Origin of the sequence: Pseudothauera lacus (genome assembly GCF_003034845.1) — a bacterium.
Taxonomy (GTDB): domain Bacteria; phylum Pseudomonadota; class Gammaproteobacteria; order Burkholderiales; family Rhodocyclaceae; genus Pseudothauera; species Pseudothauera lacus.
In genome coordinates this window covers 190018-206138 of the sequence record NZ_PZKC01000002.1, presented here as the reverse complement: position 1 = coordinate 206138, position 16121 = coordinate 190018, and the positions used below count along the sequence as shown (strand labels likewise).

General features: G+C 66.3%; 15 protein-coding genes. 8 read left to right on the top strand and 7 right to left on the bottom strand.

The window, feature by feature from the left end; all coding sequences use genetic code 11:
• From csy3 to csy1, 3 genes are read right to left on the bottom strand one after another with little or no spacing between them, the layout of a single operon-like run.
• On the bottom strand, nt 1–1029 hold the full coding sequence (csy3, locus tag C8261_RS02905; RefSeq protein WP_107492162.1) for a type I-F CRISPR-associated protein Csy3: 1029 nt from the start codon (nt 1027–1029) through the stop codon (nt 1–3).
• Nucleotides 1030–1064: 35 nt separating this feature from the next.
• Nucleotides 1065–2051 carry a type I-F CRISPR-associated protein Csy2 gene (gene csy2 / locus C8261_RS02900; protein ID WP_107492161.1) on the bottom strand — a complete coding sequence of 329 codons (987 nt, stop codon included), beginning with the start codon at nt 2049–2051 and terminating at the stop codon, nt 1065–1067.
• Complete coding sequence (csy1, locus tag C8261_RS02895; RefSeq protein ID WP_107492160.1) at nt 2048–3412, bottom strand: type I-F CRISPR-associated protein Csy1; 1365 nt, start codon at nt 3410–3412, stop codon at nt 2048–2050. The genes csy2 and csy1 overlap by 4 nt, the downstream gene beginning before the upstream one ends.
• A gap of 100 nt (nt 3413–3512) precedes the next feature.
• Between csy1 and C8261_RS02890 the strand changes: the two genes are divergently transcribed.
• Nucleotides 3513–3803 (top strand): nucleotidyltransferase family protein, encoded by a 291-nt coding sequence (locus C8261_RS02890; protein WP_107492159.1) that lies wholly within the window; start codon nt 3513–3515, stop codon nt 3801–3803.
• Entirely contained in the window at nt 3800–4171 is a 372-nt protein-coding gene (locus tag C8261_RS02885; protein ID WP_107492158.1) for a HepT-like ribonuclease domain-containing protein, read from the top strand. Before C8261_RS02890 ends, C8261_RS02885 begins: the two co-directional genes overlap by 4 nt.
• 26 nt (nt 4172–4197) lie before the next feature.
• Here C8261_RS02885 and cas3f read toward each other — a convergent pair whose 3' ends face one another.
• The 3 genes from cas3f to C8261_RS02870 form a co-directional block, all read right to left on the bottom strand.
• The gene (gene cas3f / locus C8261_RS02880; protein WP_107492358.1) at nt 4198–7569 is read right to left on the bottom strand and encodes a type I-F CRISPR-associated helicase Cas3f; all 3372 of its coding nucleotides are present in this window, start codon (nt 7567–7569) and stop codon (nt 4198–4200) included.
• Nucleotides 7566–8543 (bottom strand): type I-F CRISPR-associated endonuclease Cas1f, encoded by a 978-nt coding sequence (gene cas1f / locus C8261_RS02875; RefSeq protein WP_107492157.1) that lies wholly within the window; start codon nt 8541–8543, stop codon nt 7566–7568. The genes cas3f and cas1f overlap by 4 nt, the downstream gene beginning before the upstream one ends.
• Nucleotides 8544–8691: 148 nt before the next feature.
• Complete coding sequence (locus C8261_RS02870; RefSeq protein WP_107492156.1) at nt 8692–9501, bottom strand: IclR family transcriptional regulator; 810 nt, start codon at nt 9499–9501, stop codon at nt 8692–8694.
• A 165-nt stretch (nt 9502–9666) separates the two neighbouring features.
• On the opposite strand from C8261_RS02870, the gene C8261_RS02865 reads away from it, so the two are divergent.
• The 6 genes from C8261_RS02865 to maiA all read left to right on the top strand — a co-directional run bounded on the left by C8261_RS02865 (nt 9667) and on the right by maiA (nt 15765).
• Nucleotides 9667–10629, top strand: a complete 963-nt coding sequence (locus C8261_RS02865; protein WP_107492155.1) for an MBL fold metallo-hydrolase — start codon at nt 9667–9669, stop codon at nt 10627–10629.
• 274 nt (nt 10630–10903) lie between these two features.
• Nucleotides 10904–12571: an FAD-dependent oxidoreductase gene (locus C8261_RS02860; protein ID WP_107492154.1), complete on the top strand. Its 1668-nt coding sequence runs from the start codon at nt 10904–10906 to the stop codon at nt 12569–12571.
• A 14-nt stretch (nt 12572–12585) separates the two neighbouring features.
• On the top strand, nt 12586–12810 hold the full coding sequence (locus tag C8261_RS02855) for a DUF2783 domain-containing protein (RefSeq protein WP_107492153.1): 225 nt from the start codon (nt 12586–12588) through the stop codon (nt 12808–12810).
• Nucleotides 12811–12955: 145 nt separating this feature from the next.
• Nucleotides 12956–13501 (top strand): VOC family protein, encoded by a 546-nt coding sequence (locus C8261_RS02850; RefSeq protein ID WP_107492152.1) that lies wholly within the window; start codon nt 12956–12958, stop codon nt 13499–13501.
• Nucleotides 13502–13834: 333 nt separating this feature from the next.
• A complete protein-coding gene (locus C8261_RS02845; RefSeq protein ID WP_107492151.1) occupies nt 13835–14851 on the top strand; it encodes a fumarylacetoacetate hydrolase family protein in 1017 nt (338 codons plus the stop codon).
• A 269-nt stretch (nt 14852–15120) separates the two neighbouring features.
• Nucleotides 15121–15765, top strand: a complete 645-nt coding sequence (maiA, locus tag C8261_RS02840) for a maleylacetoacetate isomerase (RefSeq protein WP_107492150.1) — start codon at nt 15121–15123, stop codon at nt 15763–15765.
• A gap of 9 nt (nt 15766–15774) precedes the next feature.
• Here the strand turns inward: maiA and C8261_RS02835 are convergent, their stop codons facing one another.
• Entirely contained in the window at nt 15775–16113 is a 339-nt protein-coding gene (locus C8261_RS02835) for a DUF1840 domain-containing protein (protein WP_107492149.1), read from the bottom strand.
• Nucleotides 16114–16121: the final 8 nt, after the last annotated feature.

Here is a 16121-nt window from a genome sequence, read left to right as displayed (position 1 = left end):
TCAGCCCGCCTCGCCAAAGACCCCGCCGCGCACCAGAGTGGCGATTACAAAGTGCTGTTGCTCCACGGGTGGGGTCTGGTCCTTGATGATCCAGTTGTCGAGCAGGTTGTAGAAGTCGAGCTTCTGCTTGGGCTGGCGGTAGGCCTTGCCCTGGGTGGTGACGGAGCCGTAGGGTTCGACGGCGATCGGCCCCATTTCGTCGGCGCCTTCGTACCAGGTGTCGATGGTGCGCAGGGCGTTGCCGATCTTCTGGGAGTGGATGCCGGCGATGTTGTTGACGTGGTAGAGCGTCTTGCTCTTGTCGCCACGGTTCCTTTCATCTTTGAGGATGAGCTCCTGCGACGGGAAGACTTCCTGCCCGGCGCCGATGCGGACGAAGGCGGTGACTTGCAGCAGCACGTGCTGTTGCCCGGCCAGGCCATCGGTGATCAGGCGGGCGAGGCTATCGAGCGCGTCTGCGGCTTCTGAGGGAGCTTCGAAGCTACGCAGCGGGAGCGCCAGGGCGTCGAAGGTCCAGGTTTCCTGCGCGGCTCCGCTCACCAGATGGGCGATCCGCACTTCCACCTGCTCCGCACCGATGCGGTTGCGCCACAGGAAGCGGCCGTTGGCGAGGTTGAAGGCGTAGCGCCGGCCGAGTTCGCCGAAGCCCTGCGTGTCTGCGTAGCCGCGCACGGTGTCGAGCAGCTTGTTCAGGTAGTCCGCGTCATTGCACGCGGACGGCTTGCCGGTGCCGCCCAGTACGCGCAGCGTGAACACCACCTTCAAGGTGTCTGCTTCGTTGGGAAGGGTGGCAACGTCTACGAGTTGCGGGTTCGGTGACTCGAATTTCATGTCTTGCTTGATGGAGTCGGCGCCGCCTTTCACCTTCATACGATGGGAAGCTGTGCCTCGCACGGACTTCTCGCGGATCGGTACGGCTTGCCAGTCGTCGGCGGTGTCGCGTTGATCCCAGTTGCCGGCGTAGAACAGGGCATCGGACGGGTCGAGTTTGCGTTCGAAGGCGAGTACGGAAGCGGTCTTGAGCGTCATGATCTGGATTCCTTGAAGTGAGTGGTTCGGTCGGTTCAGGCGGATAGCCGGGATGCGAAGTCGTTGCGGCAGCGGTACAGGCCGGCGGCCGGGTCGGTGCTGGCGTACCAGAGGAGTTGCGCGGCGTTGTCCAGGCGGTGTGGGCTGATCCACTGGCCGATGGAGTACACGCTTTCGACGAAACGGAACGGCGTGTTGCGGTCGCGTGCGCTTTGTACTTCGCCCGCGGGCATTAGCTCGGACAGTGCGCCGAAGCCGACCGGGATGGGCACGATCCAGCCCGGCCGTGGCTCCGGTTTCCACTCGACCTTTGCCGTTGTGGCGGATGCGCCATCGGATTCAGCGTCTGGCCCAACCGGCCGCCAGTTGAAGCGCGACAGATCGAGCAGGGCATCCAGCGCGGTGGTCTCCGGTGCGGCTTCGCGCAGTTGATCGAGGCGCGCGTGCAGCAGATCGTCCCGGCACACCAGCGCGAAGCCCGGCAGCCAGTGGCGGCGCAGATGGCGGAAGCGGCGGCGAACGTCTTCGGCATCGTCGCCGAAGCGCAGCACCGCCGGGCGACTGCGCCAGTCGCTGCTGGGCAGCACGCTGCCGCCCGCGATGCGCATGCCGGCCAGTTCATGGGCGACGGTTTGGGCGATGGCGTCGTGCGCGCGGTCGTCGAGTTCGACGAAGCCGCCGCTGATGCCGAAGATCAGCGTGATCTCCATGTGCATGCGGCCTTCCTCGACGATGGCTGCGCTGCCGCCGTCCTTGCCCACCGGGTTGCGCGTCAGGCGAAAGGCCTTTACATAGCCGCCCTCGGTGACCTGTTCATCGAAGTCATGGCAGATCACGCCGACACTGTCGAAGGCAAGCGGCAAGTCGTGCGCTTCCAGCTTGCGGGCGAGCGCCCACATCAGGCCAAGGAAGGCCGTCATCGAGGGGAAACCGTGAGTCAGCGGGCTGGAGATGGCGTTGGCGTTCTGCACGCGCAGGCGCGGCAGGATCAGCAGGCCATCGCTATTGGGCAAGGTATTCATTGCACGGCCTCCCGAACCGGAATGTAGGTCGGCGCATCGCCCTGGATCCGCAGTGCGTGCAACTTGCCAGCCCATGTCGTGTGGTGCAGCAGTTCGTCGCGCCAGAAGCGGCTCTCGATGTCGCCCAAGGGCAAGATCTGCCCGAGTTCGTGGTTTAGCCAGTTGCCAAAGCGGCGACCGATTTCGGCGGGCCAGTCCATGCGTTGCCAGGTTGCGCCAAATTCCGTGTCAGCCTCGTCGTCGGCTTCTGCCCGCCTGGGATCCAGCCAGAGCCGTTCGGCTTCGACCAGGCGGCAATCCGCATCGCGCGTCCAACCGGCCGGAAGGGTGGCTTGCAGGGGATGGGCGAAGGCGACCAGTTCGTCGATCAGCCGATCGAGCAGGGCGTCCCGGCGGTTGCGGGTTTCCATGGTGGAGGGCGGGTCGCTCTCGAGGAAATCACGCAGGACGCGCACCGTGGCCCGCACCTCCCGAATCCCGCCGAACCGGGGGAAAACCGATTCGGCTAACAGCGGCGCCTTCAAGGCTCGCGACTTCCACTTGGGCGGACGCGAGGCCAGCAGGTAATTGTTGCCCCCGCGCTCGCTGTTCAACTGGCTGATGTTCTGCGGCTTGGTGCCGCCGAACTTCTGCACGGCGAGATCGGGATACTCGCGGTAGCCGGTGTCGTGGTCCCGTTGCGCGTAGCGTGCCTGTCGCGCGAGCATGCCGGCTTCGCCGAAACGGTCCTCGTTGATGGTCTGGAAGACGGCGTGGGCCAGCGCGCTCGAATACAGCGGCGCGAGCAGGTGATAATGAGCGTCGTCGGCGGGGTCTTCACCCGCCAGCCAGTAGAGCTGCTTGGCCAGGGCGTGCGAACTCGGCGTGGCGCTGCGCGGGGCGGTGATGCCGGTGAACGCGGCCAGCCATTCGCTTGCCTGATCGGCGTCGTCACTGAGTGCCCCGAGCATGTCGGGATCGCCGTCCTGCATCCAGGCGAGCAGGGGGCGTCCGTCGACCGGTAGCTTCAACAGTTTGAAGACGTCGAGTGCCTTCGCGTCGCCGACCACGTCGCTACTGAAGTTCTGTCCCAGGACGTGGCTGCCGACTTCCCGGTGTGCAGGCAACTCTTGGGGGGCACGGAAGAGGTTGGTGCCGCGGGCGTCGGGGTGGATGGGCTTGAGGGTATGCGTGGCGATCTGGATCCACGTTACTCGTCGAGCGGCGTTGGCCAGCCACGTATCACGCTCGTGTCGGGCGATCAGTTCGACGCGCTTTGGATTGTCGTCAGCGAGCCCTTTGAGTTTTTCGTCGAGGCGCTCCTTGAGGAAGTGCTCGATGGCGTTTCGGAAAGCGGTCCGGCGTTCGGGGGATGTACTCATGAAGAACCCCCCGTATCGTCGTTTCGGATACTTGAACGTGATTGCATTCCAGTCCTCCCCTTGGTCAAATGCGATTGCTGGTCCAATTCATAGGTGACTCATGAAGCCTTCAGACGCACTTCAGCATCGCGAGCAGTCGATCCGCGAGGCAGTCGCACGTTTTCGTGTGCGCAATCCGCGTGTGTTTGGCTCGGTGCTGCATGGGACCGACACAGACGGTAGTGATCTCGACCTGCTGGTCGATCCGCAACCCGGAACGACCTTGTTTGACCTGGGCGGTCTGCAGGTGGAGCTTGAAGACATGCTGGGCGTGCGCGTTGATGTGGTCACCCCCGGCGATCTGCCCGCACGGATCCGCGCGCAAGTCGTTGGTGAAGCCCGTCCGCTATGAAGCGCGCGGAGCGTCTGACGCTTTGGGTTGAGCAGATGCAGGCGGCTGCGGGGGATGCATGCGGCTATGTCGATGGGCTTGACTTCGCGGCCTTCGAGCGCGACAAGCGGACCCAGCAGGCAGTCGTCCTGAATCTGTTGTTGATCGGCGAGGTGGCGTCGAGAATCGCCGAGGGTGCTCCGGGCTTCATTGCTGCCCACCCGGAGATTCCGTGGGCTGCGATGCGGGGCATGCGCAACCGGATTGCCCACGGCTACTTCGAGCTTGATATCGAGGTGGTGTGGGACACGGTGCGTGACGCAGTGCCGGAACTTGCCGTGAAGCTGCCAGGACTCTTGCAAGCTGCGGGTGAGTTCGATGCCGAATAGGCAAAGGCCACGGGTAGTCGCGCTCATCACCGCTTCCTCGTGAAACCGAGCGCAGGATGAAACCGCCAACCCTGCGGGTTCTCGGGTAGCGTCACCGTGCCGTAGCGCTCGGCGCATGCTTCCAGCGTCATGTCCCGTTCCTCGGCCAGCGCGGCCAGTTCCGTCATGTAGTCGGTAACGCCCCAAGGCGTCATGCGTGTGCCGGTCACCTGCGCATCGGCGATGCGGTGGTTCAGGCCGTCCTCGATCCTCACGTACAGCTTGCGATAGCGCTCCTCCGCGGGCGCGACGCGGTGAAGGGCGTAGTCCTCGCCTTCCTCTTCGGGCAGCAGGACGACGTCCACCTTGGGTTGGGGGTCGTAGCGGAAGGGCTGTTGCTGGGGCAGAACCGCGGTCAGTGAGACACCGGGCCGCAGCCAGTGAGTGGTGGCGTTGATCGACGGAGCCGGGCGGCGGCCCTTGCGCCGTTGATAGTCGCTGAGTTCGGCCTCGCCGGTTTGCGGGCGCATCTGGAACTGGATGCGGGCGTGCTCGAGGTCCACCAGTCTCGCCGTTGGCTGCAGCGCTTCGTCCGGCTTGGGCAGAATGCGCGGGCGGGCGTCGATGACCTCGCGTTGTTCGGACTCGAGCAAGTCCGCGAGCGAATGGGACTGCAGCTTGAAGGGTGGGGCGGGCATCTCGAAGCCGGGCTTGCAGTAGGCCGGTTCACCGGGGTGCTCGAAATGGCGCAGGTTGCTGTCCAGCACCATCATGTTGGGCGTGTCTACTGCACCTGGCCGGTGGCGGCGGATGCGCCCGGCGAGTTGGATCAGCGAGCGCATCGAGGAGGGTTCAACCACCGCCCAGTCGTAATCGTGGTCGCGCCCGACCTCAGTAACCGGGCTGCCGAGCACGATGAAGAGGTGGTCCGCCTCCGGGTTGGTGTCGAGCCGGCTGCGGATCTCCGGTAGCGCGAAGACGGCGTCAGCCTTGCGGCGGTTGAGCGCGGCATCCAGGCGGTGCTCGATGGCGGAGCGGATGAGCAGCGGAAATTGCGAGTGGTAGGTGCAGAGGTGTATCCGGGTGTCTTCCGGCGCGCCGAGGGCGTAGAGGGCCAGCGCGACGTCGACCAGCGGGTCGATGTTGGCCATGCGGATCAGGCCGAAGCTGACGCGCTTGCCTGATTGGGGGTCGATGGCATGATGCGCGGCGTGCAGGCTCAAGCCCGCCTCGCGCATGCTCGCCGCCATGGTGGGGCGCAGGACATCGTGCGCCTTGCCTGCGAGCGGAAGGGGCAAGAGTTCGGCGCGTCGCCGTGCGGCCTCCTTGGCGAGGCGCGCATGGCGGCGCTGGGCGAACGCCAGCTGTTGGGTGGCAAACGCATCGCCCTCGCCACAGTCATGCCGGGTCTGGTCGAACTCATCCACCCACATGCAGCACACCTCGGGCGCGGTGCCGGGCCGCTCGCCGCGATTGCGCTGGAACCAGCGCCGCCCGTCGAGATAGGCTTCGAACAGCCCTTGCACCAGTGCCGGCGGCAGGGTGGCGGAGGACAGCAGCACGCGGCTGCCGAGCAGGCCGGCCCAATGCACCAGGCGGGCCAGTGCGGGCAGGTCGTCGATGTCGAAGTCGTCCGGTTCGTCCAGCACCAGGTCGCCGCTCATCAGGCGCAGCATCGGTGCGATCTGGCCGCCGCCGCGCTGGCTCTCAGTGGCCGGGGTGAGGTGGTCGATGGTGCAGACGAGCAATGGCGCGGCGATCAGCGCGTGGATGCGCGGGTCGTGGAACAGGCGCCGCAGCAAGGGGTGAGTAGTGTTGCCCTCGAACACCACACCCGCGTCCTCGGGCACCAAGGATTGGGTGGAAGCCGATCCGCTCTGCTCCGCGAGTTGCTCGTAGTGCTCGAACAGTTCGCGGTTGGCGGCACCTCCGACGCGGATTGCCAGCGCGTTGTCCGATAGCTGCAGTTCGTCGCGGAAGGCGCGGCCGGTCTGCAGCGTGAGGGTGCGCAGGCCGAGCGCGAAGGCGCAGCGCAGCCCGCGCGACGGGTCGGCGAGAGCGTTCATGATGCGGGCGTTGGCCAGCGTCTTGCCGCAGCCGGTGGAGGCCATGTTGACGATGAATGCGCCATGGCGGGCGGCGGCCTCGCGCATTGCCCCGGCGAGGTCGGCCGCGCGGTCCTGCCAGCGAAAGCGGGCGTCGGCGCTACGTTTGCGCAAGCCCTTGTGGCGGACAAGCCGTGGCAGGTGATGCTCGAAGCCGGGGAGCGCATGGGCGACCATGCCAGCGTGCCGGGCGACGCCGAGCAGGTGTTCGTCTAGCGTCTGATTGAAGGTGCCGGTCTTGCGGTTGGTATTGGCGAACAGTGGATAGGCCGGATTGAGGTCGCTGCGCGCGGTCGGGTCGGTGAGGCTGGAGTAGTGGTGATCCGCCAGCATCAGGCCGAGACGGCCGAGGTGCATCACGTGGGGATCCTGTAACCAGTCGCGCGCATCGGCGCTTTGCACGATTGCCAGCAGCCGGCGTGCCACGCGTGCGCTGCGCTTGCGCCAGGCATCGATTGTGACCGGAAGTCCGTGGGGGAACGTCCAGTACGGCTTGATCTCGTCCTTGTTCGCTCCATTAGAAAGTTCGTTCCAGTTCGCTTCCACCTTCTCCAACAGGTTGTCCAGTTGGGCTGCGCTCAGATCGGTTACACGTGCCCCCAGCCACTTCCATTGCCCATTGGCATCCTTAGTCGGCATGAGCGGCAGACGGTGATGGGTCAGCACCAGCCACGCGACCGTCCGCGCGAGCGGCGGTAGCACGGTGAACGGCTTGCTGTCGCGCGCATTGGAGTCGATCCCGTCCCGCAGCACGCGATCGATCCAGCTGGTGTCATCTTCCGCAGACGGGGCGATGAGCCGCTCCAGCCATTCGGTGTCGGTGCTGTTGCCGACGAAAGCCTGGAACAGACGCAGTGATACCCACTCGTGGCGATACAGGTTGCGTGCGACAGGTCCCTTTGCTGCGAGTCTTTGCTGAAACGCGAGGCAGGCCTTGCCGAGGTCGTGCAGCAGCGCCGCGAGCGAGGCCAGCTGATGGATGAGGGTGAGGCTGTGCCAGTCGTTCTCCGATTCCGCGCGCAGCACGTTACGCCGTGTCATGTTGGTCGGCGTCGCCCCCCGCTCGTTGAACTGCCGCGCATCGCCGACGATCCACAGCAGCTCGCTATGGTCCTTGCCGCGGATCCAGTGGCAGGCCACGGCGGTGTTTTTGCGCGCGGTCTTGCGCAGCAGGCGGTAGAGGGTTTCCAGGCCGGCCTGGGTGATGGGCGTCTGCCAGGTGCGATCGCCACGGCGTTCGGCGAACTGGTCGAGGATGCGCCGGGTTTCGGTGAGCGCGTTCTTGCTGCATTGGGAGATGAGCAGCACGTTCATGCGGCGCATTTCCCGGTTTCGGTGGCGATGGCCTTGATGGTGTCGATCATGAAGTCCAGCGACTCAGTCTGGACCAGGGTCTCGATGCAGTTGTCTCGAAACTCCTGTTCGCTGTCGCCGCGCATCGCGGAGACGAAGGCCTGCGGCAGGATCACCGCGTCCTTGACCAGGTCGGCGACGTCGAACACCAGCCCGCCGCGGCGCGTCTTGCCGTGCAACACCGCCAGGCCGTGTGGCAGGCCGAGCACCCAGGTGGCGGTGGCGCCCAGCCCGTAGGCGAGATAGTTGCCGTGGTCGAGAAAGCGGTTGGCCGGGTCGCCGCCGCTGCCGCCCTTGGCGCGGGTGAACTCGCCGTAGTCGGTGGCGTCGCAGGCGAGTTTGAAGAGGGTCTTGGTGAGGCGGGCTTCTTCAGTGAGCAGGGCGGTGTTGTCCGGTGCCGTGGTGATGGCGCGCCGGGAGGCTTCCAGTGCGGCTTCGAGCCGTTCGCGGGGTACGGCGAAATCGGCTTCCGCGAGTCGCCGGTTGTTGGTCCAGTGCGCGGCGATGCGAGTGAGCCGGGCCTGCTGGATGGCTTTGGCGGCGCTCAGCCTCAGCGCGTCGTCGAACCAGAAGCGCACCCAGGACTGCAGGTATTCGGTCGGGCGGTATTCGCTCTGGGGCGAAAACCACGCGACTTCGAAGTCGACCTCGTTGGCGGTGAACAGCGGTGTGCCGCCTCCGCCGCAGAAACCGACCAGCACCCCGGCCTTGGCCAGTTCGCGCATCGCCGCCTGGGTGACCGAGGTTCCGGTGCCCAGCAGCAGGGTGGTGGTGTTGGCGATGGGGATGTTCCAGTACAGCGACTGCTTGCCTTCGTCGGTGACGTACTCGACGCGGCCGCCGTTCACCAGGATACGGCAATGCTCCAGGTAATAAAGGTTTGCCCGCTTGGAGTGGAGGATGGTCTTGAGGTCCGAGGACGTGAGCGCATCCATGCCGTTCGCCTTGGCGTGAAGTGATACGGCATTATTCCATAGCTATGCGCTCGTATAGTGAGCCTGCCGAGACAGCCGGCACAGGCGACATTTCGCCGATTATCTCCACTACGCAAAGCCGCGAAGTCCGGCCATTCAGTCCCTTAAGCTACCCCGCCCTACTCCCCAGCCGCTGTGAAACTGCCGCGGCACACGCCCGCACCTTGTGCGCGGTCTCGCCTTCCCAACTGGGGTCGAAGGCGTCCGCCGGCCCCATGGCGGTGATCGCCAGGGCGAGGTTGCCGCTGCTGTCGAACACCGGGGCGGAGAAGGCGTTGATGCCGGGGATGGGGTTGCCGACGGCGCGCGCCATGCCGTGCTGGCGCACTTCGGCGACGATCTCGTCTACATGGCGGCGCGACAGGCGCAGCGCGGCCTGCGGCGAGGCGGCGAACTGGGCAACTTCCTTTTCCAGGATGGGGCGGGTGATGCGCGCCGGCAGCAGGGCGGCGAAGACGCGGCCGGTGGCGGAGAGCAGCAGCGGGGTCATGACCGTGCCGGGGCGCATGTTGACGTGGATCTGCTTGCTGCTTTCCTCGATGCGCACGATGGTGGGGCCGTGGTTGCCCCACACCGCGATGGCGACGTTGAGTTCGATCTCGTCGGCGAGGCCGGCGGCCTCGATGGTGGCGGCCTTCAGCGGGTCCAGCCCGTGCAGGGCGGTGAGGCCCATCTGCAGGGAGAACGGCCCCAGGCCGTAGCGCCCGGTGAGCGGGTCCTGTTCGATGAGGCCGAGCTTGCCGAAGCTCACCAGATAGGGGTGGGCCTTGGCCGGCGGCATGCCGGCCTCGCGGGCGAGGTCCTTGAGCATCATCGGTGCGCCCTGGCGCACCAGCGCCTGCAGCAGCGCGCCGCCCACCTCGATGGACTGGATGCCGCGGCGGTCCGCGCCGCGACTGCCGTTGCGTTCTTCTTCCAAACCGTTCCCCTCATGCCTCCGCTAGCCCTGCAGGGCGGCATCTTAGCAGTTGCAATGGATCGTATTCCGCTTGTCGTAATTTAACAATAGCGAACGTATTGACCATTAACAAACTGTGAACTAGGATTCGTCCATCCACGGAAGCGACAAGAGGAGAGACATCCGATGAATACCAAGGCCTTTGCCTCACAGGCAGACCTGGAAGAGAAGCAGATCAGCTGGGACAAGCTGTCCGACAACGCCTACGCCTACACGGCGGAAGGCGACCCCAACACCGGGGTGATCATCGGCGACGACGCGGTGATGATCATCGACGCCACCGCCACGCCGGTGATGGCGCAGGCGGTGATCGCCAAGGTGCGCGAGATCACCGACAAGCCGATCAAGTACGTGGTGCTCACCCACTACCACGCGGTGCGCGTGCTCGGCGCCTCCGGCTACAAGAACGAGGGCCTGGAACAGATCATCGCCAGCCAGGACACCTGGGACCTGATCGTCGAGCGCGGCCAGCAGGACATGGATTCCGAGATCGGCCGCTTCCCGCGTCTGTTCAACGCGGTGGAGAGCGTGCCCGGGCTGACCTGGCCGACGCTCACCTTCCAGGGCGAGATGACGCTGTGGCTGGGCAAGCTGGAAGTGAAGATCAAGCAGGTGGGGCGCGGCCACACCAAGGGCGACACCATCGTGTACCTGCCCGCGCAGTCGATCTGCTTCTCCGGCGACCTGGTGGAAGCCGACGCCGCCTGCTACACCGGCGACGCCTACCTGGCCGACTGGCCGCAGACCCTCGACAATCTGGCGGCGATGAACTTCCAGAAGCTCGTCCCGGGGCGCGGCCCGGCGCTGATGACGCCGGAACGCGTGCAGGCCGGCCTGGCCTACACCCGCGACTTCGTCTCCACGCTGTTCACCAGCGCGCAGGAAGCGGTGGCGCAGGGCATGGACCTGAAGGCCACCATGGCGCACACGCGCAGGAACATGGACCCGAAGTTCGGCCAGGTCTTCATCTACGAACACTGCCTGCCCTTCGACGTGACGCGCGCTCACGACGAAGCCAGCGGCATCCGCGACCCGCGCATCTGGACGGCGGAACGCGACCAGCAGATGTGGCACGCGCTGCAGGAGTAAGCAACCACTGTTCGAGCTGAGCGAAGTAAGCCCCGCCGCGGGCGTGGCAAAGCAGACGCAGGAAACGGGTACTCCGTTCGCCCTGAGCCTGTCGAAGGGCACTTGATGGCAGTGCCTTCGAACGGGCTTCGACAGGCCCGTCCTGAGCGCAGCCGAAGGGCGAACGGTGGTTGATCACCCGAACGCTATCGAACCAACAGGGTTTCACAGACGTACCCGGTGACACGCCCGACAAAAGGCGGCCCGGCAAAACGAGCACACAGGAGGAGACACCGTGCTGAGCACGTATCAATACCCGAAGTACGCCTACCGGCGCCCGCCGGAACTGGCCGAGGCCCGCGACGGGCATTACCCGGTGGTGGTGGTGGGTGCCGGTCCGGTGGGGCTGGCCGCGGCCATCGACCTGGCACAGCAGGGCACCCCGGTGCTGCTGCTCGATGACGACGACATCGTCTCGATCGGCTCGCGCGGCGTGTGCTACGCCAAGCGCGCGCTGGAGGTGCTGGACCGCCTCGGCTGCGGCGACGAGATGGTGGAGAAGGGCGTGTCGTGGAATGTGGGGCGCACCTTCTTCCGCGAGCAGGAAGTGTTCAACTTCAACCTCTGCCCGGAGCCGGACCACCACCGCCCGGGCATGATCAACCTGCAGCAGTACTATCTGGAAGAGTACATGGTGCGGCGCGCCGAGGCGGTGGGCAACATCGACCTGCGCTGGAAGAACAAGGTGATCGCGGTCACTCCGGGCGAGGACAAGGTCACGCTGCGGGTGGAAACACCGGACGGCGCCTACACCCTGACCTGCGACTGGCTGATCGTCGGCGACGGCGCGCGCAGCCCGATCCGCCACATGCTGGGCCTGGAGGTGGAAGGCAAGATCTTCATGGACCGCTTCCTGATCGCCGACGTGGTGATGAAGGCCGACTATCCGGCCGAGCGCTGGTTCTGGTTCGACCCGCCCTTCCACCCCGGCCAATCGGTGCTGCTGCACAAGCAGGCCGACAACGTCTGGCGCATCGACTTCCAGCTTGGCTGGAACGTGGACCCGGAAGAAGAGAAGAAGCCCGAGAAGGTGCTCCCGCGCATCAAGGCCATGCTCGGCGACGAACGCGAGTTCGACCTGGAATGGGTGAGCATCTACACCTTCCAGTGCCGCCGCATGAACGACTTCCGCCACGGCCGCGTGCTCTTCGTCGGCGACGCCGCGCACCAGGTTTCGCCCTTCGGCGCGCGCGGGGCCAACTCCGGCATCCAGGACACCGACAACCTGGTGTGGAAGCTCAAGCTGGTGATGGAGGGCAAGGCGCCGTCCACCCTGCTCGACACCTATTCGGCAGAGCGCACCTTCGGCGCGGACGAGAACATCATGAACTCGACCCGCTCCACCGACTTCATCACCCCCAAGAGCGCGGTCAGCAAGACCTTCCGCAACGCGGTGCTGGGCCTGGCGGAGCACTACCCCTTTGCCCGCGCGCTGGTCAATTCCGGCCGCCTGTCGGTGCCCTGCTTCCTCACCGGCTCGCCGCTCAACACGCCGGACAGCGCCCCCTTTGCCGGTCAGATGGTGCCCGGCGCGCCGATGGAAGACGCCCCGGTGCGCACTGCCGACGGCGATGACTGGCTGCTGCAGGTGCTGGGCAACCGCTTCCAGCTGCTCTACTACGTGGAAGACGCCGCCACGCTGGACGCCGCCACCGCCGCCACACTGGCCGGCCTGGCCGACGGGCCGATTCCGGTGCAGGCGCTGGTGGTGGCCGCCCGCGGCAGTGCGCCGATGGGGCTGGCCACGGTGACCGACACCAAGGGCCGCATCCGCGAACGCTACGACCTGCAGCCGGGCACGGCCTACCTGGCCCGCCCCGACCAGCATGTGGCCGCGCGCTGGCGCACGCTCGATGCCGCCGCGGTGCGCGCCGCCGTCGCCCGCGCCACCTGCAACGCCTGAAGGAGCCCGCATCCATGGCACTCAACACCCAACCCAACTTCTTCGAGCCGGGCACGCATTACTTCCGCACCTTCAGCCCGGGCGACGACTTCTACGAACTGCTGATCGACACCCACCGCGAGCTGACCGACGAGCAGAGCGCGCAGGTCAACGCCCGCCTGATCCTGCTGCTCGCCAACCACATCGGCGACATCGCGGTGCTGCGCGAGGCGATGCGGATCGCGCGTGGAGGCGTCTGACGCAGTATCGCCAAAAGAAGCCCCCTCCCCTTCAAGGGGAGGGCTGGGGTGGGGATGGGTTGCCACGGCACAACGAAACCCATCCCCCTCCTGTCCTCCACCTTGAAGGGGGAGGGGCGCACCACGAACACCCGGAGGTAACCCCATGCTGGTCAACAAGATCCACCACGTCGCCTACCGCTGCAAGGACGCGCTGGAAACCGCGCGCTGGTACGAAAAGCACCTGGACATGAAGCTGGTGCTGTCAATCGCAGAAGACGCCGTGCCGTCCACCGGCGAGCCGGACCCCTACATGCACATCTTCCTCGACGCAGGCGGCGGCAACATCCTCGCCTTTTTCGAACTGCCGACCCGCGCGCCGATGGGCCGCGACGAGAACACTCCGGCGTGGACCCAGCACCTGGCGCTGGAAGTCGAATCGATGGAGGTACTGCTCGCCACCAAGGCCCGCCTGGAGGCCGAAGGCATCGAGGTGGTCGGCCCCACCGACCACGCGCTGTTCCAGTCCATCTACTTCTTCGACCCCAACGGCCACCGCCTGGAACTGGCCGCCAACACCCTGCGCCCGGGCATGCTGGACGCGCTCGACAAGGTGAAGTGGGAGATGCTGGAAGAGTGGGCCAGGACGAAGAAGGCACCCAAGCACGCGGCGTGGATGCACGACGGCAGGTACAAGACGATGTTCAACTGAGCGCCGTCCCGGATTACGCTACGCTGCATCCGGGCGACGGACGCTGGTTCGCTCCCTCCCCTTCAAGGGGGGCGTAGGCGGGGTTTCGTGAAGCACTGCTTCGCGCCGCCGGAGCGGGCTGGCTGTGCAAAGCCAGCCCTCCAGACAGGAGGGGGATGGGTTTCTAAATACGCTTGTACAAACCCATCCCCGGCCCAGGAGTCTCCGCTTTGCTCCGCCGCTCCGGCGGCGCAGAGCGAAGCTCCGCGAAACCCCGCCTACGCCCCCTTGAAGGGGAGGGAGCGGATCAGCACCCCCCCCCCCACACACGCCCCCAACAAGGAGACCCCACCCGTGAAACTCGCCACCATCAAGCACGGCGGCCGCGACGGTACGCTGGTCGTGGTCAGCCGCGATCTCAGCCGCTGCCAGGCCGTGGCCGGCATCGCGCGCACGCTGCAGGCCGCGCTGGATGACTGGGACGACGTCGCCCCGCAGCTGGAGCTGGTCTACGACATGCTCAACGGCGGACACGCCCGCCACGCCATGCCCTTCGACCCGGCGATGTGCCATTCGCCGCTGCCGCGTGCCTACCAGTGGGCGGACGGCTCGGCCTACATCAACCATGTGGAGCTGGTGCGCCGCGCGCGTGGCGCCGAGCTGCCGCCGGAATTCCACACCGACCCGCTGATGTACCAGGGCGGCTCGGACAGCTTCGTCGGCCCGCGCGACGACATCGTCGCCGCCAGCGAGGACTGGGGCATCGACTTCGAGGCCGAGGTGGCAGTGGTCACCGGCGACGTACCGATGAGCGCCACGCCGGAACAATGCGCCGGCGCGATCCGCCTGCTGATGCTGGTCAATGACGTGTCCTTGCGTAACCTGATCCCGGCCGAGCTCGCCAAGGGCTTCGGCTTCTTCCAGTCCAAGCCGGCCTCGGCCTTCAGCCCGGTGGCGGTAACCCCGGACGAGCTGGGCGCGGCCTGGCGCGACGGCAAGCTGCACCGCGCGCTGGAAGTCGAACTCAACGGCCAGCCCTTCGGCAAGCCCGATGCCGGCGTGGACATGACCTTCTCCTTCCCGCAGTTGGTCGCCCATGTGGCGAAGACGCGCGAACTGGAAGCCGGCTCCATCATCGGCTCGGGCACCGTCTCCAACAAGCAGGGCGGGCTGTACGGCTCCAGCATCGCCAACGGCGGGGTGGGTTACTGCTGCCTGGCCGAGGTGCGCATGTACGAGACCATCGAGGGCGGCAAGCCGGCCACCCCCTTCATGCGCTTCGGCGACCGGGTGAAGATCGACATGCGCGACGAGCGCGGGCAGAGCATCTTCGGCGCCATCGAGCAGAAGGTGGCGCCACTGGCGCGCTGAACAGACCGTACAGCAGCCAACACCGTTCGGGCTGAGCGAAGTAAGCCCCGCGGTGGGCGTGGCAAGGCGAGTCTTTGAAACAACCACAACCGTTCGCCCCTGTCGAAGGGCACTTGATGGCGGTGCCTTTGAGCGGGCTTCGACAGGCTCAGCCCGAACGGATTTGGACTCTGCGCCCGTTTCAGGCGATGACTTAGAAAGCTGTTTCTTGATAGCTTGTCGAAGCCCGGGCAGTGTTGGAAGACCTGCGTAATCCGGATGATGAAACCATGAAGCTCTACACCTACTTCCGCTCTTCCGCCGCCTACCGGGTGCGCATCGCCCTCAACCTGAAGGGCCTGCCCTATGAGGCGGTGCCGGTGCATCTGCTGCGCAACGGCGGCGAACAGCGCCAGGCGGACTACCTGGCGCTCAACCCGGCCGGGCTGGTGCCGGCGCTGGAAGACGGCGGCGCGGTGCTCACCCAGTCGCTGGCGATCATCGAGTACCTCGACGAAACCCACCCGCAGCCGCCCCTGCTGCCGGGCGATGCGCTCGGGCGCGCGCGCATCCGCGCGCTGGCCCAGGCCATCGCCTGCGACATCCACCCGATCAACAACCTGCGCGTGCTGCAGTACCTGAGCCGCGAACTGGGCGCCAGCGAGGAGCAGAAAACCGCCTGGTACCGCCACTGGGTGGAAGAAGGCCTCGCCGCGGTGGAGGCCATGCTGGCCCAAGCGCCGCGCAGCGGACGCTTCTGCTTTGGCGACACGCCCACCCTGGCCGATATCTGCCTGGTGCCGCAGGTCTTCAACGCGCAGCGCTTCAAGTGCAACACCGCGCACATCCCCACGGTGCTGCGCATCGCCGAGGCCTGCGAGGCGCTGGAGGCCTTCCGCCTGGCGGCGCCGGCAAACCAGCCGGACGCCGAGTGAGGAGCGGGCTCAGACGCCCCAGACCACCGGCACTTCTTCCTTGATCGAGTAGTCGAGCATCTCCAGCAGCGGCCAGGCGCGCTGGGCGAGGTTGACCGGCGCAGCCATCCCGGTGTGTCCGGCCTCGCGGGCGGCCTCGTCATCCTCGGCGACGGCCTGGGCAGCGGCGCGGGCCTTTTCTTCCTCGATCAGCACGCGCAGGCGGGCGGCCGCTTCGGGGAGCTGCTCGACGGTGACGATGCCCTTGGCGTCCGCGGGGTCCTTGCCCATCGCAGCGATGAGTTTCTTCGCCACCTCGCCGAACATGATCACGTCGGCGGCGGCGGCGGATTTGAATACGACCAGCATGCTCTCTG